Below are 22260 nucleotides of genomic sequence, written 5' to 3' on the forward strand. Positions count from 1 at the left end.
GCCGGTTCAGCCGGCAAACTGGGTGCTGAAGAAAGCGGCAACGGCCGCCGGGTTGGAGGGGAAGTAATGGTGGATATAGCTGGCGCGCAAGCTGCCCTGTTGGTAGAGCGCCTCAGCGGCCCTGCCTGCATTGGGATTGCTGGCGATGGCGATAGGCGGCAGCGGCGTGACCAGGCTGGAGTAGTGAAAGGTATGGCCACGCAATTCACCCTCGGGCCAGCCAATGCTTTGCAGCCCTAGGGCCGAGAGCTTTTTGTTCATCAAGGCTTGACCCGGCAAGATACCGGCCATGGGGTGGACTTGGCCATCGCCGTCGGTCAAAGAAATGCCCAGGCAAAGCATGCCGCCGCATTCGGCCAGCAGCGGTTTGCCGGCCTCGCAATGTGCGCGCAAATCGGCAAACAGGCTCGGGTGCTCGCGCAGCGTTTGGGCATGCAGCTCCGGATAGCCCCCCGGCAGCCAGAGCGCGTCGCAGTCGGGCAAGTCCTCACCCTTGAGCGGCGAGAAGCTCAGCAGCTCGGCGCCGAGCTTGCGCAGGCAATCCAGATTGGCCGGGTAGATGAAACTGAAGGCCGCGTCCTGGGCGACCGCAATGCGGCGGCCTTGTAAAAGCGGCGGGGTGGCGGTCGTCTCCGCGGGCTCAAAACGCAGCGAGGCAAACTCGAAGCCGGGTTTGACCGCCGCGCCCCAGGCATCGGCCCAGCCGTCCAAGAGTTCGTCCAGCCCCGGCAGCTCGATCGCCTGCACCAGGCCCAGATGGCGTTCGGGCAAGGTCAAAGCGGCATTGCGGGGCAGGGCGGCGATCAGGGGCAAATTGGCGGGCAGGCCCTCACCGACCATCACGCCATGGCCGGCGCTGCCGACCCGGTTGGCGACCACGCCGCATAGCTTGATATCGCTGCGGTACTGCTGCAGCCCCAGGGCCAAGGCGCCGAAGGTCTGCGCCATCGCCGACGCGTCGATCACGGCCAGCACCGGCAAGCCAAAGGCAGCCGCCAGATCGGCGCTGCTGGGCGCGCCGTCGAATAAGCCCATCACGCCTTCGACCAAAATCAGATCCGCCTCAAGAGCCGCCTCGGCCAGCAAGGCGCGGCAATGTTCCAGCCCGCCCATGAAGAGATCGAGTTGGTAGACGGCATGGCCGCTGGCGCGCTGCAGAATCATGGGGTCGAGATAGTCGGGCCCGGTCTTGAAGACGCGCACCTTCAGGCCCTGGCGAGCATGCCAGCGAGCGATGGCCGCTGTGATGCTGGTCTTGCCCGAGCCCGAAGAAGGCGCGCTGATCAGCAGCGCTTTGCAGGTTGTCATCGTCGTCATTCGCTTGCCCGCTTCAGCGGCAAGACATTGGTATTGGCATTGATGAATGCTTTGGGCTCCGAGCGGGCCGGCGCCAGCGCAGCGGGCAGGGCCAGCCACTGCCCCTGAACCTCGATCAAATGCAGGCGATCGTCGAACACCGCCTGCAGCGCTGCCCTGGTGTCGGCCCTCTGCGGCGCGCCGTGGCTGCTGACGCGGCCGGCCTGCATCACCACCAGGCTGTCGGCCTGCAAGGCCATATTGAGCTCATGCAGCACGCTGACCACGGCAACACCCGAGGCGACAAGTTCGCGCACCAGGCCTAGCCAGTCGGCTTGATGGGGCGGGTCAAGATGGGCCAGCGGCTCGTCCATCAAGAGCACCTTGGCTTGCACGGCGAGTGCGCGCGCCAGCAGAACGCGTTGGCGCTCGCCGCCCGACAAGCGGCCCAGCGGGCGTTCCCGCCAGTCCCAGCTCTGGGTCTGCTGCATCGCCTGCACCACGGCCGCATGGTCGGCGCTGCTGGGTGGCGCCAGCCAGGCCTGATGCGGCAGGCGGCCCAACATCACCACTTCATAGGCGCTCAGCACATCGGAGCTGGCTTCGTTCTGGCCCAGCCAAGCCAGTTGACGCGCCCGTTCACGGGCCGCCACTGTGTTCCAGTCCTGCCCAAACAGCTGCACGCGGCCGCGCATCGGCAGCAGGCCCGCCAGGGCACGCAAGAGCGTGGACTTGCCGGCGCCGTTGGGGCCAACGATGGCAGTCCAGGCGCCTGCTTTGAGCTGCAGGCCGATCTCGCCCAGCACGGGCTGACCCTGCAAATGCACGGACTCGATCAGCGCGCTGAGCGCATTCGTTCCGGCTGAGTCTTGGGCTGAAGCTGACTTCATGTGCGAGTCTCCAACATCGGTTTGCGGTGCATCAACCAGAGCAAATAGGCACCGCCCAAGACGGTGGTGACCACACCGACCGGCAGCTCCTGAGGAGCGACTAACCAGCGCGACAAGATGTCGGCCGCCAAGAGCAAGGCGCCGCCGGTCAGGGTCGAGAGCAAGAGCAGCCAGCTGTGTGTGCAGTGCAGGCGGCTGCGCACCAGATGTGGAGCCACCAGGCCGACAAAACCGATCAAGCCTGCTTGCGCCACCGCCGCGCCGGTGGCCAGGGCCAGCACGCCGATCAGCAGCAGCCGTATCGTTTGCAGGCGCACCCCCAGCGAAGCGGCGGTCGATTCGCCCAGCGTCATCGCATCAAGGGCGCGACTGCAGGCCATGGCCGCAAGCAGGCACAGCAGCAAGAGCGGCGCCATGATGAGCACGCTGTTCCAGCCCAAAAAGCCGGTGCTGCCCATCACGAAGGCCTGCATGGGCCGCATGATGTCCGGCGCCAACATGATCATCAAGGTGGTGGCCGAGCCCAAGACCACACCGACGATGACGCCGGCCAGCAGCAAGCGCATGGTTTGCTCCACCCCGCGCGCCAGCACCAAGGTCAAGAGCACCGCGCCGATCGCGCCAAAAAACGCCGCGCCGGTCAAGCCCATGCGCAGCCACAGCGAGGCTGCCGCCGGTGAAGTGCCGGCCAGGACCAGGAGCAGGGCCACGCCCAGGCCCGCGCCGGAGGATGCGCCGAGCAGATAGGGGTCGGCCAGAGCATTGCGGAACAGCCCTTGCGCCACCGCGCCGGCCAGGCCCAACAAGGCGCCGGCCACCCAGGCGCCGCTGGAACGAGGCAGGCGGATCTGCCAAAGGATTTGCTGCTGAATGGCGTCGCTGCTGTCCAGCCAGCTCAGGCCAAAGCCGGTGCTGCCTACGGCAACGCCGAGCAACACCAATGCGCTGCTGATCAGCGTTAGCGCCAGCAGCAGAGTCAGCGGTTTGCTTGAGCGGCTCATGCGGCTTGGCTCATGGCTTTGCCAGCGGCTTCGTCTTGGTGACGGCCAAGCCGCGCAAGCAACGTGCCATCCAGCCGGCAGCCTCGCCCATGCGGGGGCCGGGGCGGCCCATCACCTCGGACTCTTCTTTTGCGAACACGCACAGGCGCTGTTCGCGCAGCGCGCGTATGCCGGCCCAGCCTGGGCGGCTGGGCAGATTGACCGAGCTGCGCTGCGCCACCATGATGATTTGGGGATCGGCGCGAACGATGAACTCGGGGTTCAGTTTCGGAAAAGGACCCAGCTCCTTGCCGACGATGTTTTTAAGCCCTAAGCGCGCCAATGTCTCGCCGATGAAAGAGGACTCGCCGGCCGCAAAGGGCGCGCTATCGACCTCGTAGTAGACGCTCATGCCCTTGACCTCGGCCGGTACGCTGGCGGCTGCTTGGGCGATCGCCGCATCGATACTGAGCCAGACTTTTTGCGGTTCACTCACGCCCAGCATCTCACCGACCTTGCTCAGCACGCGCCTGACATCCTCTTGGCTGCGCGTTTCCAGCACCAGCACCTTCAGACCTAAGCTGCTCAGCCGGTCTTGCACCCGCGAGGAGGGCGCGACTATCACCACATCGGGGCGCAGGGCCACCACGGTCTCGATTTGGGTGTCGTCCAGGCCGCCCAGCTTGGGCAGCTTGTTGACCGATTCGGGGTAGTTGGAATAACGATCTACGCCGACCAGCCGGTCGCAGGCGCCGAGTGCACAGACCGTTTCGGTCAACGAAGGCTGCAGCGTGATGATGCGGCGCGGCGGCTCGCTCAAACGCAAGGTGTGGCCGGCGTCATCGACGATGTTGATGGGCGCGGCCACGGCATCAGTGTTGGCGCCAAACACTGCCGCAGCGAGCAGAGCGGCGGTGATGATTCTGTTCATGGTTTGCGTCCTTGCTCCACCGGCCGGGTCCAGGCCTGGCCGGCCACCATCAGGGTCAGGTCTTGACAGGCTTGCGCCACTTGCTGATTCAAGCGGCCCAGCTCGTCCACATAAAAGCGCGCCTCGCTGGACATCGGCGAGACGCCCCAGCCGACTTCGTTCGAGACAAACAGCACCGGCGAAGCGAGCTTTGGCAAGACATCCAGCAGCGCTTGCAGCTCGGCCTCCCAAGCGGCCAGATCGGGCGTGCCTGACATGGGCATCAGCCAGTTGGTCAGCCATAGGGTCAGGCAGTCGACCAGCAAGAGTCGCTGAGGTGCGGCATTAGCCTGCAATGCCGCCGCCAGCAGCAAGGGCGACTCAACGCAAGCAAAACCGGCGGGCCGATCTTGCTGGTGGCGCGCGATGCGGGCTTGCATCTCGCTGTCCAAGGCCAAGGCAGTGGCGATCACGCGGACTTCCTTGTCCGGCCCAGATGCAGCCCAAGCCAGCGCCAGCCTCTCGGCCTGGCGAGACTTGCCGCTGCGTTGGCCACCGACGATCAGGTGATGAGCTGACGCTGCCATGATCGCCTTGCCTGCTTAAAGGGACACGCCGTGGCGCAGTCCGATGAAGAACTGACGTGGCGCGCTGGCATAGCCGCCGGCTGTTTGATATGCCTTGTCGAGGGCGTTGTCCAGCTTCAGCTGCAGTTGCAGATCGCGACCCAGCTTGTATTGGGCATCCAGACCCAGCAAGGCATAACCGCCCAAACGCTTGGTGTTGGCCGCATCGTCATAGCGCATGCCGCTGGCCACAACCTGGGCGCCCAAGGTCCACAGCCCCAAGTCGGTGTCGGCACGCAAGCTGCCATGCTGCTTGCTGCGGCGGGTGAGCAGCTTGCCGTAGTTTGCGTAGCCCGGGGTGTCGGTGACGTCCTTGGGGGATTGCAGGTCCAGCGAGCCGCTCAGGCGCAGGCTGCCAACAGCGCTTGCTCCCGTCAGCGTCAGGCCTTGCAGGCGTGCTTGGTTGACGTTTTGATAGCAGCCATACTCGCTGCGGCACAGGCCCGGCGCGCCAAAAATGATCAGGTTGTCGACCAGATTGCGGTAGACGGTCAGGCCCAGCGCGTGCACGCCTTCGCTGAACTTGAGTCCGATTTCAGCGTTCTTGCCTTCTTCGGCGATCAGCTTGGGGTTGCCATAATCGCTGAAACGCTGGTACAGCGTTGGCGCGCGGAAGGCCGTGCCCAAGGAGCTCAGCACACGCCATTGTGGTGTGACTTGGTAGCCGATGGCCGCAGTGCCGGTATCGCTGCCGCCGAACTCGCTGTCCTTGTCATGGCGGCCATGCAGTTGTAGCGACAGCGGACCTGATCCCCAGATGTAGCCGGCACCAATAGCATCCTGGTGGCGTTCGGCCCTGCCCGGCGTCGGGCTGGCGGAGAGACCGCTGTTGTTGAGCCGGTCTTCCCTGCGTTCCAAGAGAGCGTTGATTTGACCATCACCGATTTTGTAGCTGCCGTTTAAGCTGTAGCTGCGCAGCTTGGTTTCGGTCAGGTAAGGGCTGGGCCGGGTTTCGTAGCGTTCCATCGATTCACCGACGCTGAAATTGCTGTTCAGCTCGGGGTTCCACTGGGCCGTCCAGCCGGCCCGCAGGGCGCGGGTATCGGAGAGGGTCTGGTCATCGGTTTTTGGCTTGGCGGTGGCGTCGTACTGCGCATCGACATGGCTGTTCAGGCCGGTCAGCTCCAGTCTATGAGCGGCGTTCAGCTGAGCGCCCAGACGCAGGCTGGCGTTGCGGTTGCGGTAGCCGTCGTCGTCGGGGGTGAACTTGGGGTCATTCAGAACGGGGCGTGCATTGAAGCCATTGCTTTGCTCTGCGGCCACCGATACGGCGTAATCCACGATGCCGCTGAGGCCGCTGATGGCCGCGTCCAGCTTGACCAGGCCGAGGTTGCCTGCGCCCAAGCCGAGGTCGACCTGTGGCCGGCTGTCGCCCTTGCGGGTGAAGATCTGCACCACGCCGCCAATTGCATCCGAGCCCCAGATGGCGCTGGCTGCGCCGCGCACGATTTCGACGCGGTCAATTTGAGCCAGCGGAATGGCAGCCCAAGATGCGCCGCTGCTGGCCTGCGAGTCGATGCGCTGGCCGTCGATGATGACGACGGTATGGCGGGTGTCGGCGCCGCGTACAAACATGCTGGTGTTGGCGCCTGCGCCGCCGTTTCGGACCATCTCGAAGCCGGGTTGGCTGCGCAAGAGATCGGCCAGGCTGCCGATGGCTTGGCGCTCGATATCGGCACGGGTCAATACGGTCACATCGGACAAGACCTGGCCGAGTGCTTGCGGGCTGCGCGTCGCGGTGACGACGACACTGCCGAGTTTGTTGGGGCCGGGCCCGGGGCTGGACTGAGCCCAGGCTGCGCTTTGAACGAGGCTGGAAATTAGCGCAAAAGCTAAGGGAGCCGTCGCGGACGAGGTCGCGCGAAAGGTGGGGCGTGGAAGACGCCGAGCAGAAGAAGTCATCAGGGAAAAGGCCAAACAAAGCAACCAGACATCAGCTCACCCGCTGAGGGTCTGAGGAACGGAATACCACGATCAAAGATGGTCGCGGTTCTCCACGTTGTTGGCCGGTATCCGGGCTGGTGGAGCGAAACCTGTGTCCTTCCCAGCGCTTGAAAAGCACCAGTGGAATATTGACAGGCCTTGAAACGCTGACGCGTTCCGTCCACTTACCGTTGCGGGGACAGCTCAGTTTGGGCTTGCTCCGTGGGAGCGTTGCCGTTCTGATTCCCGTTTAACTGCGCAGGCTTGAAGTTCTGCACGAGCACCAACAGCGGAAGATTCTAACCGGCCTGCTTGTCCCCATTTGGCGCTTTCGGCGTTTTTGGAGGTTTCGGGGCTTTGGGCGCTTTAGGGGCGTGAGGCGCCTTAGGTGCATGGGTCGACGCAGGCGTTTTGGCGGCAGGAGAGCTGGCTGTCGCGCCCGGCGCCGACCCAGCAGTTTTGAGCCCGTCAATGCCGACGGTGGCGCCATTGCGCCGCCTTGCGTCGGCCTCAAGCTTCAAGCGCGCTGATTCCATACCATTGGCGCGTTTGGCGTCGGCCGCCACCTGCTCTTTGTTGGCCTTGGCCTGGCCGGCGCTTGGCTGATCGAACTGCAGCTGCGAGCTGCTCGCCGGCAGTTGACTCGGGCAGGGCGAGTCACGTAGATCGCGGCCTTCGGCGCCGCAGCGGTAGACGGGTATGCTGCGGGTCGTGGTTTGCGCCGCACAGACGCTGACATAAGTCGTTAGGAGGACTGTCAGAACTAGGTGCGGCCTGAGCTTCATGGCAGGCGCTCGTTCAAGGGTTGAGGCTTGGTGGCCGGTTTGACTTCTGCCGTGGCTTCGGGAGTGGCGGGTTTGGCCGGCTTAGGTCTTGGCGGCTTGGCGTGAATTTTGGCCAGGGCCTTGTCCATCTGGCCCGAGAGCATCAACTCGACCGAGGCCATCGATTTATCAATGCAGTCATCCACCAGTTGACGCTCGGCCAGCGGCGGCTTGCGCAGCACATAGCCTGCCACTTCGTCCTTGTGACCGGGGTGGCCTATCCCTAGGCGCAAGCGCCAAAAATTGGCCGAGCCGAGTTGGGCCTGCATGTCCTTCAAACCGTTGTGGCCGCCGTTGCCACCACCCTGTTTGAACTTCATTTGACCCGGCTCCAGGTCAAGCTCGTCATGAATGGCCAGAATTTCTTCCGGCGCAATCTTGAAGAAGCGCGCCAAGGGTGCGACCGACTTGCCCGACAGATTCATAAAAGTCATCGGCTGCAACAACCAGATGGGCCCCGGCGCGCCTGGCGCGTTGTTGACCCTGGCACAAAGGCCGAAGTAGTTGCGCTCGATCTGAAGCGAGGCGCCGAGCTTGCGCGCCAAGCTATCTACCCACCAAAAACCGGCGTTATGGCGGGTGTGCTCGTATTCGGTGCCCGGATTGCCGAGGCCAACAAAGAGTCGAATCATGTTTTGATTTTATGGCGCGGGTCGTAGAACGTAAAAAGGCCCCGCAGAGCAGGGCCTTTCGAGCAAGACAGAGAAGGAAGAAAGACTTACTTCTTCTTCTTCTTCTTGCCGTCGTCCACAGGAGCTGCGGCAACGACGATGATTTCTTCAGCGGCTGGATCAACCGGTGTAGCAACCACGGGGTTTGGCTTGCCGTGTGTGACGACCTTGATGCCGGCTGGCAATGTCAGGTCATTGACGTGCACCGAGTGACCCTTTGTCAGGCCGGCCAGGTTCACTTCGATGAACTCAGGCAATTGCTGGGCCAAGCAGGTGATCAGCAATTCGGTGATCACGTGGTTGACGGTGCAAGAGTCGGTCTTGACAGCGGCCGAAGTCTCTTCGCCCACGAAGTGCAAAGGCACCTTCTTGGTGATCTTGGTCGTGTTGTCAACGCGCTGGAAGTCTGCGTGCAGAACTTGCGGCTTGTACGGGTGCATCTGGAAATCGCGCAGCAGCACTTGCGAGACGGCGCCGTTCAGTTCCATCTCGAGGATGGTGCTGTGGAAGGCTTCCTTCTTCAAGGCATGGAACAGCGCGTTGTGATCCATTTCGATCATCGCTGGTTCGCCGGCGGCAAACACGATACCTGGGACGCGGCCAGCAACTCGCAGGCGGCGGCTCGCTCCGGTCCCCTGCAACTTGCGGTCAAAAGCTGTGAATTTCATAGTGACTCCAAAAAGGCTGAACACCCCTGAGGGTGTTCATGGTGCTGAACGCCCTTGCGGGTGTTCATGGTGTTGAGCGCCCGCGACCAGGCTGCTCGGGATGTGCGGTCTTGCGACCGCGGTTCAAACCGTCGCCAAGGTTGCCCTCGGCCTCAGTTCAAATTTTGTTCAGAAGTTGTTGTTCTGTTCGCTGAACAGGGACGTGACCGACTCGCCGTCCGAAATCCGGCGGATCGTCTCGGCGAACAAAAATGCCACCGACAACTGGCGAATCTTGCCGCAGGCCTTGGCCGCGTCGTTCAGAGGAATCGTGTTGGTGATGACGACTTCGTCGATCAGAGATTTGGAGATGCGCTCAATCGCAGGGCCCGACAGAATCGGGTGGGTGCAATAGGCAAACACGCTCTTGGCGCCTCTGTCCTTCAAGACTTCAGCGGCCTTAACCAAGGTGCCTGCGGTGTCTATCATGTCATCCATGATCACGCAGTTGCGGCCATCGATCTCACCGATCACATGCATCACTTCGGACACATTGGCGGCTGGGCGGCGCTTGTCGATGATGGCCAGATCGCAACCGAGTTGCTTGGCCAGGGCGCGTGCACGCACCACGCCGCCGACGTCGGGGCTGACCACCACCAAGTTCGAATAGTTGCGGGCCTTCAGGTCCGACAACAAAACCGGCGAGGCGTAAATATTGTCGACCGGGATGTTGAAGAAGCCCTGGATCTGGTCGGCGTGCAAGTCCATCGTCAGCACGCGTTCGACGCCGACTTTTTCCAGCAAATCGGCCACCACCTTGGCGCTGATCGGCACACGGGTTGAGCGTGGGCGGCGATCTTGGCGGGCGTAACCGTAGTAGGGGATCACGGCGGTGATGCGGCGAGCGCTGGCGCGCTTCAGGGCATCAACCATGATCAGCAATTCCATCAGGTTCTCGTTCGTCGGCGAGCAAGTTGGCTGAACGACGAAGACGTCGCGAGCGCGGACGTTTTGCTGAATCTCGACGGTGACTTCACCATCGGAGAACCGACCGACCAAGGCTTTGCCGAGGTCGAGGCCCAGATGGGTAGCAATTTCTTGGGAGAGAACCGGGTTTGCGTTGCCGGTGAAGAGGACGGTATTGAGTAGCACGAGCCATCCTTTTTAAAAGGACCCGTGGCCAGCCAGCGTGTCCGGGGTATTTCTTAAAGACCTAGCGTCTTAGCGCAAAAAACTTTGGCAGGGGAAGAAGGATTCGAACCTTCGCATGACGGAATCAAAATCCGTTGCCTTAACCAACTTGGCGACTCCCCTACACAGGACACAGCAGAGCTGCTGCACCCTATAACTTGTCTGCAATTCCTTCGAAGATCTTCTCTAGAAACTGCTTCAGCTTATTTTTCATCAGCGGCCCAACCTTGCAGTGGGTGCCTATCTAAGCTGCGGCAAATTCTACCAGACCAATCTGCAGGTAAACCCTGCAATCTCGAAAAAATTTTCTGATTTAACAGATTTTCTTCCTGCTCATTCGCTGGAGTTTTAACTCTGGCGAATACTGCGCTGCCGGAGCCCGTCATTCGACTATTGCCAAACTCGGATTCCAATATATGCAGTGCTTGAACAACTTCGGCGCAATTTGCTTCGGCTGGTTTTTGCAAGTCGTTTCTACCGAAACTTCTTGTTGAGTCGCCGAGTAACTTTGCAATTCCTTCGTTATCCAAACTTATCAATTCTTCGTGATTCACCGCTAGGTGATTAAGACCCACCGTTTGGTGATTCTCCGAGCTTTCGCTCGTTTTTTCAGCTGAAGAATTGTTTGCAGGAAAGCCCGCTACTATAGCCACGTTTTTTGATCTTGCCAAGAGGGGGCTCGAAAAAATTTCTTGAGTGGAGATGCTCTGGCTCGGTTTGAGGACGGCAAACGTCAGTGGAGGCAGCTCTATCGGATGAAGGATTTCACCGATGCCTTCTACGAATGCGTGGCTGCCGCCGAGGAAGAATGGCACATCTGCACCTAGCTTCAGGCCCAGGGGCATCAGCGTGGCGAGGGGCCAGTTCAGCCCCCAGAGCCGGTTCAGGGCGAGCAGCGTGGAGGCCGCATCGCTGGAGCCGCCGCCCATGCCGGCGCCGGCCGGAATGCGTTTTTCGATCTGAATATCTACGCCGTAAGTGCAGCCGCTTTGGGCTTGCAGCAGGCGCGCTGCGCGCAGGCACAAATCATCGGGCGGCAGGCTGGCGCCCAGGTCGTGGCGCAGCAGGTGGCCGTCGCTGCGTCGCTCGAAATGCAAGGTGTCGGCCCAGTCGATCAGCGTGAAGATGGACTGCAGGAGGTGGTAGCCGTCCGGCCTTTTGCCCACCACATGCAAGAAAAGATTGAGCTTGGCCGGAGCGGGAACGTCGTAAATGGCTTGCATGAAAGAAAAAGGGTCGGGAGTTTGGTTCAGGGCTCGACGCGGGCGCGCAGCGTCACTGCGGGCTCGGCCGAACGGGTTGCCACGATCAGGCCGTCCTGCAGGCCAGCCAGGTCGATTCGCCAGCCAAGCTGGCTGAAGCCGACGCCGTCTTGCCAGATTTCGCTGGGTGTTTGCGGCCAAGGGCGGCCGCGCAGCCAATCAAACAGCGCCGCCACCGGAATCGCTTCGCCCAGCAGTTCGCGGGTCAGCGCGTCAAGGTCGGCAAAGCTGCGCTCGGCGCCAGGCGTTTGCAGCATTGCTTCGCCCGGCCCCCAGCTGGCGCGGGCAAGCAGGCTGCCCAGCGGCGTGCTCAGTTCCAGTTGACCGGCGCGCGGGTTGCCGCTGAGCTCAAAGCCAGCATTGCCGCCTGAGGCGCGGCCGGTGCTGCCGGCCACTTGCACGCTGAGTCTGCCGCTCAAGCGTACATCGCCTTCGGCCCGGATCTCGGCGGGTTTGGGTGCGACCGTGGCGCAGCCACTGAGCAGCAAGCTAGCCGCCGCAAAAAGCGTGATGAGGGTATTTTTCATGGCTGGGTCTTGAGACGTTTGACGGTTTCGCGCAGCGCTTCATTCTTGGGGTCGCGCAGCGCTCCTTCGCTCCAGATGCGCTGTGCCTCTTCGCGTTGACCGCCGATCCACAAGACCTCGCCCAGATGGGCGGCGATTTCTGCATCGGGCCTGGCGGCATAGCTCAGGCGCAGCAAGCGCTGCGCCTCGGCCAAATTGCCCAAGCGGTATTCCACCCAGCCCATGCTGTCGAGAATAAAGGGCTCGGACGGTACGAAGCTGAGCGCCTTGGCGATCAGGCTTTTGGCTTCGTCCAGCCGTACATTGCGCTCGGCGAGCGAATAGCCCAGCGCGTTGTATGCGTGGTGATGATCGGGCTTGATGGCAATAACCTTGCGCAACAAGATCTCCATCGCATCCAGTCGGTCGAGCTTCTCGGCCATCATCGCTTGTTCGTATATGAGGTCGGGGTCATTGGGAAAGCGCTCAACGGCTGTTGCCAGCACCTGATGCGCCGCCGACCAGTCCTGTGCGTCGCGCAGCAGCTGAGACTCGGCCAGCAGCTTGGCACGCAGTTCTTCCGGACTGGTTTCGGGCAGTGCCTGCAGCAGTTGGCGAGCTTCGCTCAATTTGCCCTGGCGGGCCAGCAAGGAGGCGCGCCGAAAGCTGGCTTCCAGCTGGCGCTGCGGCAAGTCCACCTTGAGCAGCCAGGCATCGGCCGCTTTGAGGTCGCCGCGCATTTCGGCCGCTTGAGCCAGCAAAAGCCAAGTTTGTTGCCGCGCTTCATTTGTGGCTTGCGGGTCCGTCTTGTCCTCGCCTTCACCCTCCGCCTTGAGCTGATCATTTGCTGGCGCTGGCTTGCTGTCTTCAAGCTGCCTCAGATACTCGCGCAAAGCCTTTTCCGCAGCGTCTGCGTGGCGCAGGTCCAGCTCCAGCGTGCCGAGCGCAAACCAGGCGCTGCTGGTGCTGGGTGAGGCCAGCGTGATGGCGCGAAACTCGCGCGCCGCTTCGGCCGGTCTTTGCGCACGGGCCAGCGCGCGGCCATAGGCTAGGCGAAGCGCCACGTTGTCCGGCTTGGCTCGCAGGCGCTGGGTGATCAGGGCCTCGGCCTCGCTTTGTTGTGGCAGCAACTCCAGGGCCAGCTGCATGGGCTGATCAGACAGCGGCGCGAAGCCGTCGATTTCTTGGGCCAGGGCCAGCGCGCGTTTGCTGTCGCCGGCGGCGATTGCCAGCCGGGCCAAGGCTGTCTTGGCGGCCAACTTGGTAGCGTCCTCTTGTGCAGCATTGTTCAGAACCGGCTCCAAGGCGGCCAGCACGCGCTTGGGTTCCGGGGCGCGTTGAAACAAGCCTGGCAGCGGCTCCAGCACGGCAGACCGCTGAGCCTCCGGCGTGAGGGCCAGCAGTGAGCGCAGGGGCTCCACCGCATCAGCCGGGCGGTTCAACAAGGCCAGCAACTGGATCACCATATGGTGGGCGGCGCTTGATTTGGGTTGCGACTCGCGCCAGGCTTTGGCGGCAATCAAGGCCTGATCGCCGGCACGGGCCTGCAGCGCGATATTGATGACGCGCTGAAACAAAGCTTCATCGCCGGTGCGGCGCGCCGCGTCCAGCAGTACCTGATAGGCAACACCGGGCTGGCCGGTGTTCAATTCCATCTCACCCACCAGCAATTGGTAGAACAGCGGTGCGTCCATCTCTGAATTCATGGGCGAGGGCGCCGCCGCCGCGGGCGTGGCGCCGGCCCGCGCGTGCGGGCTCAGCAGACTGGCCAGCAAGGCGCCGATGGCGAAGGCCCCGGCAGCGTTGCGGCGAAATTTCTCGGGCATGAAGGCTCCTGCATCAATACAAACCTGGCTCAGCGCTGACGGGCCGAGAGGTGAGGGGGCATTCTGCCCCGATATCATGCAGGCCATGCCCGAGCTCCCCGAAGTCGAAGTCACCCGCCGCAGTTTTGCCGACGCCATTGAGGGCGCCACCGTCTTGCAGGCGCGCCTGGGCAAGCCGCTGCGCTGGCCGCTGGGCTTGGGGCCGGAGCAACTGACGGGAGCACGGGTCGGTGCAGTCAGCCGGCGTGGCAAGTATCTGTGGCTGCCCTTGTCAAGGCCGGCGGCCAGCGGCGGCCTGCTCCTGCATCTGGGCATGTCAGGATCACTGGCCTTTACCCCGGGCACTGGCGCAGCGGCGGCCGGCGCCCATGATCATTTCGACTTGCAGACCGATCGCGGCCTCTTGCGCCTGACCGACCCGCGCCGCTTCGGTGCGGTGGTCTGGTCCGAGGCCTTGGCAGCCAACCCGGCTGCCAAGCTGCTGGGCGGCTTGGGGCTGGAGCCCTTTGACCCTCGCTTTGACGGCGCCCATCTGCATGCGGGCTTGAGCGGGCGGCGGGTCGCCATCAAGCTGGCCTTGTTGGCCGGCGATATCGTCGTCGGCGCCGGCAATATCTATGCTTGCGAGGCCTTGTTTCTGGCCGGTATTGATCCGCGCCTGCCTGCCTCCAAGCTCAGTCGCCCGCGTGCCCAGCGCTTGGCCCAAGCGGTGCGCGGGGTGCTGGCGCAGGCCTTGGAGGCGGGCGGTACAACCTTGCGAGATTTCAAGGACGCGCATGGCGTGGCCGGCAGTTTTCAGATGCAGGCGCGCGTTTACGGCCGGGAGGGCCAGCCCTGCCTGACTTGCGGCACCCCCATCCGGCGCATCGTGCAAGGCCAGCGCTCCACTTTTTTCTGTCCTCAATGTCAAAAGCGATAAACCTGCCTCAGCAATTTGCGCCGACCTTGGTCGCTTGGCAGCGCAGCCATGGCCGGCATGAGCTGCCCTGGCAAAACACCCGTGACCCTTACCGCGTCTGGCTCTCCGAGATCATGTTGCAGCAGACGCAGGTGGCAACGGTGCTGGGCTATTACCAGCGCTTTTTGGAGCGCTTTCCCGAGGTTGCCGATCTCGCTGCGGCCAGCCTGGATGAGGTGTTAGCACTTTGGGCCGGCCTGGGCTATTACAGCCGCGCGCGCAATTTGCATGCCTGTGCGCAGGCGGTGGTGCAATTGCATGGCGGGCAGTTCCCCGGCAATGCGGCCGCGCTGCAAACCCTGCCCGGCATCGGCCGCTCGACGGCAGCGGCTGTGGCGGTGTTTTGCTTCGGCGAGCGGGTGGCGATTCTGGACGGCAATGTCAAACGGGTGTTGGGCCGCTTGCTGGCTTTTGAGGGCGACCTCGCCAGCAGTGCCGAAGAAAAACGTCTCTGGGTCTTGGCCACCGAGTTGGCGCCTGCCGAGGGCATCGTGGCTTATACGCAGGGCTTGATGGACCTGGGGTCTTCGATCTGCAGCACGCGCTCGCCGCAATGCCTGCTGTGTCCGGTGGCCGATTTATGCGCCGGTCGGCTCGAAGGCGACCCGACTAGCTACCCCATCAAGACCCGCAAACTCAAGCGTGGTCGGCGTGAGAACTGGTGGTTGTGGTTGGAGCGTGAGGGTCAGGTCTTGCTGCAGCAGCGGCCCGCCACCGGCGTGTGGGCGGGTTTGTGGAGCTTGCCGCTTTATGACGACGAGGCCGCCCTACAAGCGGCCGCCGACGCCGTCGGCGCCAAGTTGGAAGTGATGCCGCGCATCAATCATGTGCTGACTCATTTTGATTGGATACTGCACACCCGGCGCGGTGATGTGCTCACCACGGCAAATGATGCTGAGCCCGGTGGCGTGTGGGTGGCACGAGAACGCTTGGCCGAGTACGCGTTGCCGGCGCCCTTGAAAAAAATGATTGCTTGATCCAGGCTTGAAGCTATGAACGCTGCTACCAAAAATGCTGTCGAATCCGCGCTGGTCGCCTTGTTGGCGGCAGCTTGCTGCCTGTGGTTTTTGATCTCGGCCGCCAACGCCGAAGGCGAGCCGTCGGCCGCTCTGTTGACGTTCTTGAGCCTGGGTATTGCGGCCGGGCTGATGGCCCATTGGGTCTTCATGGGCCAAGCCTTGAAGCGCAGCGGACGGCGCTTATTGCCCTGGATGCTGGCCCTGGTTTTGCTGGCGCCTTTGGCTTCGGTGGCTCTGCTGGTGCTGCTGTATTCGGACGACGAAAAACAACAGCAAGTGTGACCGCCTACTTGGCGTCCAACTCACGGTGCCGTTTCAGCACCTGGCCATGGTGCGCGAATTGTTGCGCCAAAGTTTCCACCAGATAGACCGAACGATGTTGGCCGCCGGTGCAGCCAATGGCCACCGTCAAATAACTGCGCTGATCGGCGGCAAAGTTGGGCAGCCATTGCGCCATGAAAGCACCGATCTGACTCAGCATCAGGTTCACCTCGGGCTGGGCCGCCAAGTAGTCGGCGACCGGCTGGTCGCGCCCGTTGAGAGGGCGTAACTCCCGCTCGTAATAGGGGTTAGGCAAGACGCGTACATCAAACACAAAATCGGCGTCACTGGGCACACCATGCTTGAAGGCAAAGGACTCGAACACCAGTGTCAGCGAGTTACCGTCCACCACGACCAGATCGCGCACCCAGGCGCGCAGCTGTGCAGGGCGAAGCTGGCTGGAGTCCAGCACGGTGGACTCGGCGCGCAAGGCGGCTAGCAGCTCGCGCTCAAGTGTGATGGCCTCCAGCAGCGCCCGGTGGCCTTCGTCCTTGCTTGTCGCGTTCTGCTCTTGACGCAAGGGATGGGGCCGGCGCGTTTCCGAGAAGCGGCGCATCAAGGTCTCGGTGTTGGCATCAAAAAAGATAGAGCGAATCGCAACCCCGTCGGCACGCAATTGCTTGAACAGGGGCAGCAACAGCGGTAAGGAGCCGGCGCTGCGCACATCCACCGCAATCGCGACCCTGCGCTCGCCGCGCTGTTGCTCAAGGCGCAAAAAGTCCAGCAAGAGGTCGGCCGGCAAATTGTCGACACAGAAGAAACCGGCGTCTTCCAGCGCGTGCATGGCCTCCGACTTGCCGCCGCCGGACATGCCGGTGACCAACACAACATTGCTTTGTATCGCCGCGTCCTGGGCTGCGGGTTCCAGCGGCTGGGCTGATAGGCGGGTCATGACTTGGCTTTCTTTGATCGCGTTTTGGTGGAAGGGGAAGCGGACAGGTCGAGCATCTCCTGTGCATGGGCCATGCTGGTGGACGAGAGGCGCTCGCCCCCCAGCATGCGGGCAATTTCGGCCACACGGGCTTCGCCCGCCACGGCCTGCACCGTGCTCAGCGTCAGGCCTGCGTGCTGGGCTTTGGCAACCAGCAAATGCTGATCCGCACAAGCCGCGACCTGAGGCAGATGGGTCACGGCCAGTACTTGGCGCTCGCGCCCTAACTGCTTCATCAGGCGGCCGACGATTTCGGCCACAGCGCCGCCGACACCGGCGTCGATTTCATCAAAAATCAAGGTGCCCACACCTCCGCTGTCTTGCTGGCAGGTGGTGACGGCAATGGCCAGCGCGATGCGCGACAACTCGCCGCCGGAGGCCACCTTGGCCAAGGGTCGAGGCGTGCTGCCGGCGTGCCCGGCGACCAAAAACTCGGCCGATTCCAGGCCAAAGCTTTGTGGCTGCTCTTGCTTCAGCAGGCTGACCTCGAACAGGCCGCCACTCATGCCCAGCTGCTGCATCGCCTGCGTGATGGCGGCGGCCAGTTTGGGCGCGGCATTGGCGCGCTCGCGGCTGACGCGCTGGGCTTCTTGCTCGAACATGCTGCGCGCAGCAGCCAAGGCGGCGTTCAGCGCGGCCAGATCGGTGGCGGCGTCAAGTGCTTGCAATTCGCTCTGCCATTGGCTCAGCAAGTGCGCCAGTTCAGCGGGAGGGCGGCGGTAGCGGCGGGCCAAGGTCAGCCAGGCGGAAATGCGCTCGTCCAGCTCCTGCATGCGGGCGGGCTCCAACTCGGTGCCGTGCATATAGGCGCTTAGCGTATGGCCTGCGTCTTGCAGCTGCGCTTGCGCCCCGCGCAAGGCTTCGACGGCCGGCAGCAGTCGGGCGTCATAGTCCAAGACCTTCTCAAGCAGGGTCAGGGCACCGTCGGTCTGCGATTCGGCGCTAGGCTCGGCTTCAGTCAGTGCATCCAAGGCGCCGCGCACCGCGTCCAGCAGCGAAGCGGCATGGGCCAGGCGTTGATGTTCGGTGTTGAGGGCATCCCATTCATCCAGGCCGGGCGACAGCCTGGCGACTTCGCCGATTTGCCAGGCCAGCCGTTCCCGCTCACGTAACAAGTCAGTCTGGCGAGTCTCGGCGGCGGCCAAATTGTCGCTGGCCTGCTTCCAGGCGCCGTAGGCCCGACCCAAGGCCGAAGTATCCAGACCGGCATAGTTGTCCAGCAGTGCCCGCACGGCCGGCGCGCGGGTCAGGCCTTGCCAAGCGTGCTGGCCGTGGATGTCCAGCAGGCTGTCGGCCAGTTCGCGCAACTGGGACACGGTGGCCGAACTGCCATTGATCCAGGCGCGGCTCTTGCCCTGTGAGTCGATCACGCGGCGCAGCAGCAATGTGCCGCCGCCGTCCTCAAAGCCGGCTTCTTCTAGCCAGTCGTTCAGATGGGCGGGGCGGTCAAATTCAGCCGAAATCTCGGCCCGCGCCGCGCCTTCACGCACCACGCCGGCGTCACCCCGGCTACCCAGCGCCAGTTGCAGCGCATCGACCAGGATCGATTTGCCGGCGCCAGTCTCACCGGTCAACACCGAAAATCCGGCAGCGAAGTCCAGCTCCAGCTCGGGCACGATGACAAAGTCGCGCAGGTTCAGGCGGCGCAGCATTAACGAGCCCCCGATCGCATTGCAAAGGAGTTCATCAACTCACTCCCTCATACCAGCGCAGCTTTCTGCGCAAGGTGGCGTAATAGCTCCAGCCCTTGGGATGCAAGAAGCAAACCTTGTGGGCCGAGCGGCGCACGCTGATGCGGTCACCATGCAGCAAGCTGGCCAGGCTTTGCATATCGAAATTGACGCTGGCGTCGCGGCCGGCAACGATCTCCAGCGTCACATCGCCGGTGTCCGGCAAGACGATGGGGCGGTTGGACAGCGTGTGCGAAGCAATCGGCACCAGCAGCCAGCCGGCGATGCTGGGATGCAGAATTGGCCCGCCGGCCGACAGCGAATAGGCGGTAGAGCCGGTCGGCGAAGCAACGATCACCCCGTCGGCCCGCATATTGGCAACGAACTCGTCGCCAACATCGATGCGCAACTCCACCATGCTGGCCGTAGCACCCCGGCTCACCACCACATCGTTGAGAGCCAGTCCTTCAAAAATGCTGCGCTCGTCGCGCCAGACTTCGCCTTCGAGCATATTGCGATGCTCCATCTCGTAGTCGCCGGCCAAGATGGGTGGGAGCGCTTCGCGAAAGCGCTCCATCGAGATGTCGGTGATGAAGCCCAGCCGCCCTTGGTTGATGCCCACCAGCGGCACGCCAAAGCGGGCCATCTCGCGCGCGAAACCCAGCATCGTGCCGTCGCCGCCGACGACGATGGCCAGGTCACATTGCGCGCCCAACTGCTCATTCGACAGCGCGTCGTAATTGGTCATGCCGGTGTTCAGGGCGGTCTCTTGTTGAAGAGAAACGTCGAGGCCTTGCCGAGTGACGAACTCGGCAATCTCCTCAAGAATCGGGCGTATGCCCAGGGCCTGATGCTTGCCCACAATTGCCACATGCTGGAAACGTTTGGCCATAGCGCGGAATTACACCACAGCACTATGACGTTACGGGGAAGCCCGCGTACTGGCCATGCAGCAGGAACCTACAATGCAAAGCATGCTTGACGAGCGATCCAAATCACTGCTGAAAACTCTGGTCGAGCGCTATATCGCCGACGGCCAGCCCATAGGCTCCCGCACGCTCTCCAAGGCCTCCGGTCTGGAGCTGAGCCCTGCCACCATCCGCAATGTGATGGCGGATCTGGAGGAGCTCGGCCTCATCGCCAGCCCCCACACCAGTGCCGGGCGCATCCCGACCGCACGCGGCTACCGCTTGTTTGTCGACACCATGCTGACGGCGCAGCCGGCCCTGCTGGGTGCCGATGCCAAACCCATAGACACGCAGCTGCAGCCCGACCAGCCCCAGCGCGTCATCGCCAGCGCGGCCCATCTGCTGTCCAGCCTGTCCAACTTTGTCGGCGTGGTGACGGCGCCGCGCAAGCCCGGTGTTTTCCACCACATCGAGTTTTTGCGTCTGGGCGATAGGCGCGTCTTGGTCATCATGGTGTCGCCCGACGGTGATGTTCAGAACCGTGTCATCTTCACCGCCCAAGACCTCAGCCAAACCGAGTTGGCCGAAGCCAGCAATCGCCTCAACGCCCATTACGCGGGCCTGAGCCTGGAGGCGGTGCGCGAGCGCTTGAAGAACGAGGTTGACGAGTTGCGCGGTGAAATCGCCAGCTTGATGAGCGCGGCCGTGCAAGCGGGCACCGAGGCCATGGCCGATGAGGAAGAGCGGGTGGTCATCTCCGGCGAGCGCAACCTGCTCACCGTGCAAGATTTTGGTAACGATATGGGCAGCCTGCGGCGCTTGTTTGATGTGTTTGAGCAAAAGACACAGCTGATGCGCTTGTTGGACGTGTCCAGCCGCGCCGAGGGTGTGCGCATCTATATTGGTGGCGAGAGTCAGGTTGTGCCTTTCGAGGAGCTGTCCATCGTTTCGGCGCCCTACGAGGTGAATGGCCAGGTCGTCGGCACCTTGGGCGTCATCGGGCCGACGCGCATGGCCTATGACCGGATGATTCAGATCGTTGACATTACTTCCAGAATGATCAGCCAAGCGCTGTCGCAGAAGTAGCCGGCGCGCGGCGTTAAAGCGCTCCTATACAATCGCGCGCTTCCGCTGTAGCGGTGGAAGCGAAGAAACCCCCAGGGGGCCGTTAGCTCAGTTGGTTAGAGCAGAGGACTCATAATCATCTCTACTAACAAACTGTGATGCTGCTGAATGTAGTGTTCATCGTTGTTTCAGGGCGGTATTGGTTGGAAAACGATTTTTGCTTTCCACCTACTTTCCACTTTTTAATGCGCCAGATTAGGTGCAAAGGGGCGGAAAGACCAAATGGGGTACAATCTCAGGCTGTGAAAAGTGGGCCGTTAGCTCAGCTGGTCAGAGCAGAGGACTCATAGCGAAAGTTGTGACCATGGTAGGTAACTACCATTGGAAAACCGGGTGAACTCAGGGAAACCTAAAGCGCGAAAGTGCCACGGCAATCCTGAGCCAAGCTGAGGCTACAGCCTCAGAAGGTGCAGAGACTAGCGGAGGGGTAGAGTCCCCTTAATAACCGCCTCGAGCGCCCGGCACCCCACCGCATTTTGCGAGGGTGATGAGATAGTCCAACCGTGAGGGAAACCTTGCGATAGTTGAATCCTTTGGTCCGCGGTTCAAGTCCGCGACGGCCTACCACTTTCACTAGACATACAGAGAAGATTCCCCTTCCCTAAGCCCCCGGCGCCTCCTGCGCGCGGACAGGCAAGCTGGGGATTTCTCTTTTTGTAGCGAGCCCGCAGTCTTTCAAGTACTGTGGAGTTGATTCGCCCAAAAAAAATGTCCCGCCGACATCACGCCAGCGGGACAGAAATCATTCAATCATTCGAGGCCCGGCGCCACTTGCCTTTCCTCTTGACATCAACATCCAGCCCCCTCGTTCTGACCCCCAGCCTCACCTGGGTCCGCTTCATCGAACATTGGTGGCAACAGCAACGCCAGGCACACATTTGATGCCAATGGCAACCCTTCAATTGGCTTCGAGCTCAGCTCTTCAAATTGCCTTGACGCGTAAGCGACTGCCTCATTCATGAAGTCATTGATTTCAACTTTGGAAGGCATGTCGCTCCAGTCCTCAGCTCGAACGTCACCCTCTTTGATTTCAACAATCAAAGTGATGTCGTCGTCGAAGTCCTTGCAGGTTAGATTGAGCCTGAGCTGGGCACCTGCCTGCACATCTTCTAAGATTGTCCGCATGGTTTTGCCAACAAGCGGAATGGTTAGCCGATGCTGCCAATCGTTGCCCACATCGTGAGCGAGACACAAATAAGCGCGGCCAGATGCTTGGCGGTCAATGAACACAGTGCCAAAAGTCTCGGTTTCAACATATCCCGCCTCCGCCCACATTTGAGTGGGGATGTTTGCAAATATCGACCAACACGCTCTCTGCGGTTGCTCCATGCCGCGACGCCGGGTTGGCGTCTCGATGTCCGCTTCACGAACTATGTACGCGAGTTGAAAACGAGTCTGCCCTTTGACGATTGATGCCGGGACCAAATTCCCACTTTGAAAACTACTCCACTCGCTCATTGCCTGGAGTCCTCTTGCCTGTGCTTTTGTCAGCTTGCCCATTGATTTCATACGTGTCCTCTTTGTCGCGCCAACATTGACGCGTTCAACGTGTAGTGACTGGGGTCAAAGTCAGTGGGCGGACGGGCGCGCAGCGGGCCTCATCGGCGTATTTCGACGCCAGTGGCGGGGGAGTGCTTGTGCGGCAAATTCGCAGGCTACTGCTGGCTGAATTAAGGCGCTTTTGTGCTCAAGGGGCAGTAAAGGGCGAAGCTAGCCGGATAGGTGCGCCGCCTTGATGTGAATTCCGTCTGAGGACTTGAATTCGCGGTGAGCTTT

General features: G+C 62.1%; 21 protein-coding genes, 1 tRNA gene and 1 riboswitch. Of the genes, 4 read left to right on the forward strand and 18 right to left on the reverse strand.

Going from position 1 to position 22260, the window contains the following annotated elements:
* Positions 1-6: 6 nt before the first annotated feature.
* The 14 genes from PRZ03_RS08940 to PRZ03_RS09005 form a co-directional block, all read right to left on the reverse strand.
* Positions 7-1308, reverse strand: a complete 1302-nt coding sequence (locus PRZ03_RS08940; RefSeq protein WP_273599982.1) for a cobyrinate a,c-diamide synthase — start codon at positions 1306-1308, stop codon at positions 7-9.
* Between the two features lie 5 nt (positions 1309-1313).
* Positions 1314-2186 carry an ABC transporter ATP-binding protein gene (locus tag PRZ03_RS08945; RefSeq protein WP_273599983.1) on the reverse strand — a complete coding sequence of 291 codons (873 nt, stop codon included), beginning with the start codon at positions 2184-2186 and terminating at the stop codon, positions 1314-1316.
* Positions 2183-3187, reverse strand: coding sequence for a FecCD family ABC transporter permease (locus tag PRZ03_RS08950; protein ID WP_273599984.1), 1005 nt, complete (start codon positions 3185-3187; stop codon positions 2183-2185). The genes PRZ03_RS08945 and PRZ03_RS08950 overlap by 4 nt, the downstream gene beginning before the upstream one ends.
* Positions 3188-3197: 10 nt before the next feature.
* Positions 3198-4097, reverse strand: a complete 900-nt coding sequence (locus PRZ03_RS08955) for an ABC transporter substrate-binding protein (protein WP_273599985.1) — start codon at positions 4095-4097, stop codon at positions 3198-3200.
* Complete coding sequence (gene cobU / locus PRZ03_RS08960; protein ID WP_273599986.1) at positions 4094-4663, reverse strand: bifunctional adenosylcobinamide kinase/adenosylcobinamide-phosphate guanylyltransferase; 570 nt, start codon at positions 4661-4663, stop codon at positions 4094-4096. Before cobU ends, PRZ03_RS08955 begins: the two co-directional genes overlap by 4 nt.
* Positions 4664-4678: 15 nt before the next feature.
* Positions 4679-6604 carry a TonB-dependent receptor plug domain-containing protein gene (locus tag PRZ03_RS08965; RefSeq protein ID WP_273599987.1) on the reverse strand — a complete coding sequence of 642 codons (1926 nt, stop codon included), beginning with the start codon at positions 6602-6604 and terminating at the stop codon, positions 4679-4681.
* Positions 6605-6689: 85 nt separating this feature from the next.
* Positions 6690-6928, reverse strand: a riboswitch (cobalamin riboswitch).
* Complete coding sequence (locus PRZ03_RS08970; protein WP_273599988.1) at positions 6925-7410, reverse strand: hypothetical protein; 486 nt, start codon at positions 7408-7410, stop codon at positions 6925-6927. Its footprint overlaps the riboswitch before it by 4 nt.
* Complete coding sequence (gene pth, locus PRZ03_RS08975) at positions 7407-8081, reverse strand: aminoacyl-tRNA hydrolase (protein WP_273599989.1); 675 nt, start codon at positions 8079-8081, stop codon at positions 7407-7409. Before pth ends, PRZ03_RS08970 begins: the two co-directional genes overlap by 4 nt.
* 86 nt (positions 8082-8167) lie before the next feature.
* The gene (locus PRZ03_RS08980; RefSeq protein ID WP_263533854.1) at positions 8168-8788 is read right to left on the reverse strand and encodes a 50S ribosomal protein L25/general stress protein Ctc; all 621 of its coding nucleotides are present in this window, start codon (positions 8786-8788) and stop codon (positions 8168-8170) included.
* Between the two features lie 168 nt (positions 8789-8956).
* Complete coding sequence (locus PRZ03_RS08985) at positions 8957-9919, reverse strand: ribose-phosphate pyrophosphokinase (RefSeq protein ID WP_263533855.1); 963 nt, start codon at positions 9917-9919, stop codon at positions 8957-8959.
* 85 nt (positions 9920-10004) lie between these two features.
* Positions 10005-10081, reverse strand: a tRNA-Gln gene (locus PRZ03_RS08990).
* Between the two features lie 80 nt (positions 10082-10161).
* Entirely contained in the window at positions 10162-11181 is a 1020-nt protein-coding gene (gene ispE, locus PRZ03_RS08995; RefSeq protein WP_273599990.1) for a 4-(cytidine 5'-diphospho)-2-C-methyl-D-erythritol kinase, read from the reverse strand.
* Positions 11182-11207: 26 nt separating this feature from the next.
* A complete protein-coding gene (locus tag PRZ03_RS09000; protein WP_273599991.1) occupies positions 11208-11747 on the reverse strand; it encodes a lipoprotein insertase outer membrane protein LolB in 540 nt (179 codons plus the stop codon).
* Positions 11744-13552 (reverse strand): tetratricopeptide repeat protein, encoded by a 1809-nt coding sequence (locus PRZ03_RS09005; protein ID WP_273599992.1) that lies wholly within the window; start codon positions 13550-13552, stop codon positions 11744-11746. Before PRZ03_RS09005 ends, PRZ03_RS09000 begins: the two co-directional genes overlap by 4 nt.
* Positions 13553-13637: 85 nt before the next feature.
* Here PRZ03_RS09005 and mutM point away from each other — a divergent pair, with 85 nt between their 5' ends.
* From mutM to PRZ03_RS09020, 3 genes are read left to right on the forward strand one after another with little or no spacing between them, the layout of a single operon-like run.
* Positions 13638-14471 carry a bifunctional DNA-formamidopyrimidine glycosylase/DNA-(apurinic or apyrimidinic site) lyase gene (gene mutM, locus PRZ03_RS09010; protein ID WP_273599993.1) on the forward strand — a complete coding sequence of 278 codons (834 nt, stop codon included), beginning with the start codon at positions 13638-13640 and terminating at the stop codon, positions 14469-14471.
* Positions 14456-15487 carry an A/G-specific adenine glycosylase gene (mutY, locus tag PRZ03_RS09015; protein WP_273599994.1) on the forward strand — a complete coding sequence of 344 codons (1032 nt, stop codon included), beginning with the start codon at positions 14456-14458 and terminating at the stop codon, positions 15485-15487. The genes mutM and mutY overlap by 16 nt, the downstream gene beginning before the upstream one ends.
* Positions 15488-15502: 15 nt before the next feature.
* Positions 15503-15811, forward strand: coding sequence for a hypothetical protein (locus PRZ03_RS09020; protein ID WP_263533861.1), 309 nt, complete (start codon positions 15503-15505; stop codon positions 15809-15811).
* 4 nt (positions 15812-15815) lie between these two features.
* Here PRZ03_RS09020 and rapZ read toward each other — a convergent pair whose 3' ends face one another.
* From rapZ to PRZ03_RS09035, 3 genes are read right to left on the reverse strand one after another with little or no spacing between them, the layout of a single operon-like run.
* Positions 15816-16742, reverse strand: coding sequence for an RNase adapter RapZ (gene rapZ / locus PRZ03_RS09025; protein WP_263533862.1), 927 nt, complete (start codon positions 16740-16742; stop codon positions 15816-15818).
* Positions 16739-18433 carry a DNA repair protein RecN gene (gene recN, locus PRZ03_RS09030; protein ID WP_273599995.1) on the reverse strand — a complete coding sequence of 565 codons (1695 nt, stop codon included), beginning with the start codon at positions 18431-18433 and terminating at the stop codon, positions 16739-16741. Before recN ends, rapZ begins: the two co-directional genes overlap by 4 nt.
* A gap of 34 nt (positions 18434-18467) precedes the next feature.
* Positions 18468-19343 (reverse strand): NAD kinase, encoded by an 876-nt coding sequence (locus PRZ03_RS09035; RefSeq protein WP_263533864.1) that lies wholly within the window; start codon positions 19341-19343, stop codon positions 18468-18470.
* Between the two features lie 82 nt (positions 19344-19425).
* Between PRZ03_RS09035 and hrcA the strand changes: the two genes are divergently transcribed.
* Positions 19426-20445: a heat-inducible transcriptional repressor HrcA gene (hrcA, locus tag PRZ03_RS09040; RefSeq protein ID WP_263534082.1), complete on the forward strand. Its 1020-nt coding sequence runs from the start codon at positions 19426-19428 to the stop codon at positions 20443-20445.
* 828 nt (positions 20446-21273) lie between these two features.
* Here the strand turns inward: hrcA and PRZ03_RS09045 are convergent.
* Entirely contained in the window at positions 21274-21993 is a 720-nt protein-coding gene (locus PRZ03_RS09045) for a hypothetical protein (RefSeq protein ID WP_273599996.1), read from the reverse strand.
* Between the last annotated feature and the right edge of the window lie 267 nt (positions 21994-22260).

Source organism: Roseateles albus, assembly GCF_028595345.1.
Taxonomy (GTDB): Bacteria; Pseudomonadota; Gammaproteobacteria; order Burkholderiales; family Burkholderiaceae_C; genus Paucibacter_A; species Paucibacter_A albus.

Coding starts and splice junctions, on each gene's coding strand:
- PRZ03_RS08955 (WP_273599985.1), bottom strand. CDS start 4,097: ATGAACAGAATCATCACCGCCGCTCTGCTCGCTGCGGCAGTGTTTGGC.
- PRZ03_RS09020 (WP_263533861.1), top strand. CDS start 15,503: ATGAACGCTGCTACCAAAAATGCTGTCGAATCCGCGCTGGTCGCCTTG.
- mutM (WP_273599993.1), top strand. CDS start 13,638: ATGCCCGAGCTCCCCGAAGTCGAAGTCACCCGCCGCAGTTTTGCCGAC.
- pth (WP_273599989.1), bottom strand. CDS start 8,081: ATGATTCGACTCTTTGTTGGCCTCGGCAATCCGGGCACCGAATACGAG.
- PRZ03_RS08965 (WP_273599987.1), bottom strand. CDS start 6,604: ATGACTTCTTCTGCTCGGCGTCTTCCACGCCCCACCTTTCGCGCGACC.
- PRZ03_RS08970 (WP_273599988.1), bottom strand. CDS start 7,410: ATGAAGCTCAGGCCGCACCTAGTTCTGACAGTCCTCCTAACGACTTAT.
- PRZ03_RS08940 (WP_273599982.1), bottom strand. CDS start 1,308: ATGACAACCTGCAAAGCGCTGCTGATCAGCGCGCCTTCTTCGGGCTCG.
- mutY (WP_273599994.1), top strand. CDS start 14,456: ATGTCAAAAGCGATAAACCTGCCTCAGCAATTTGCGCCGACCTTGGTC.
- rapZ (WP_263533862.1), bottom strand. CDS start 16,742: ATGACCCGCCTATCAGCCCAGCCGCTGGAACCCGCAGCCCAGGACGCG.
- PRZ03_RS08950 (WP_273599984.1), bottom strand. CDS start 3,187: ATGAGCCGCTCAAGCAAACCGCTGACTCTGCTGCTGGCGCTAACGCTG.
- PRZ03_RS09005 (WP_273599992.1), bottom strand. CDS start 13,552: ATGCCCGAGAAATTTCGCCGCAACGCTGCCGGGGCCTTCGCCATCGGC.
- ispE (WP_273599990.1), bottom strand. CDS start 11,181: ATGCAAGCCATTTACGACGTTCCCGCTCCGGCCAAGCTCAATCTTTTC.
- recN (WP_273599995.1), bottom strand. CDS start 18,433: ATGCTGCGCCGCCTGAACCTGCGCGACTTTGTCATCGTGCCCGAGCTG.
- PRZ03_RS09000 (WP_273599991.1), bottom strand. CDS start 11,747: ATGAAAAATACCCTCATCACGCTTTTTGCGGCGGCTAGCTTGCTGCTC.
- PRZ03_RS09045 (WP_273599996.1), bottom strand. CDS start 21,993: ATGAAATCAATGGGCAAGCTGACAAAAGCACAGGCAAGAGGACTCCAG.
- PRZ03_RS08945 (WP_273599983.1), bottom strand. CDS start 2,186: ATGAAGTCAGCTTCAGCCCAAGACTCAGCCGGAACGAATGCGCTCAGC.
- cobU (WP_273599986.1), bottom strand. CDS start 4,663: ATGGCAGCGTCAGCTCATCACCTGATCGTCGGTGGCCAACGCAGCGGC.
- PRZ03_RS08980 (WP_263533854.1), bottom strand. CDS start 8,788: ATGAAATTCACAGCTTTTGACCGCAAGTTGCAGGGGACCGGAGCGAGC.
- PRZ03_RS09035 (WP_263533864.1), bottom strand. CDS start 19,343: ATGGCCAAACGTTTCCAGCATGTGGCAATTGTGGGCAAGCATCAGGCC.
- hrcA (WP_263534082.1), top strand. CDS start 19,426: ATGCTTGACGAGCGATCCAAATCACTGCTGAAAACTCTGGTCGAGCGC.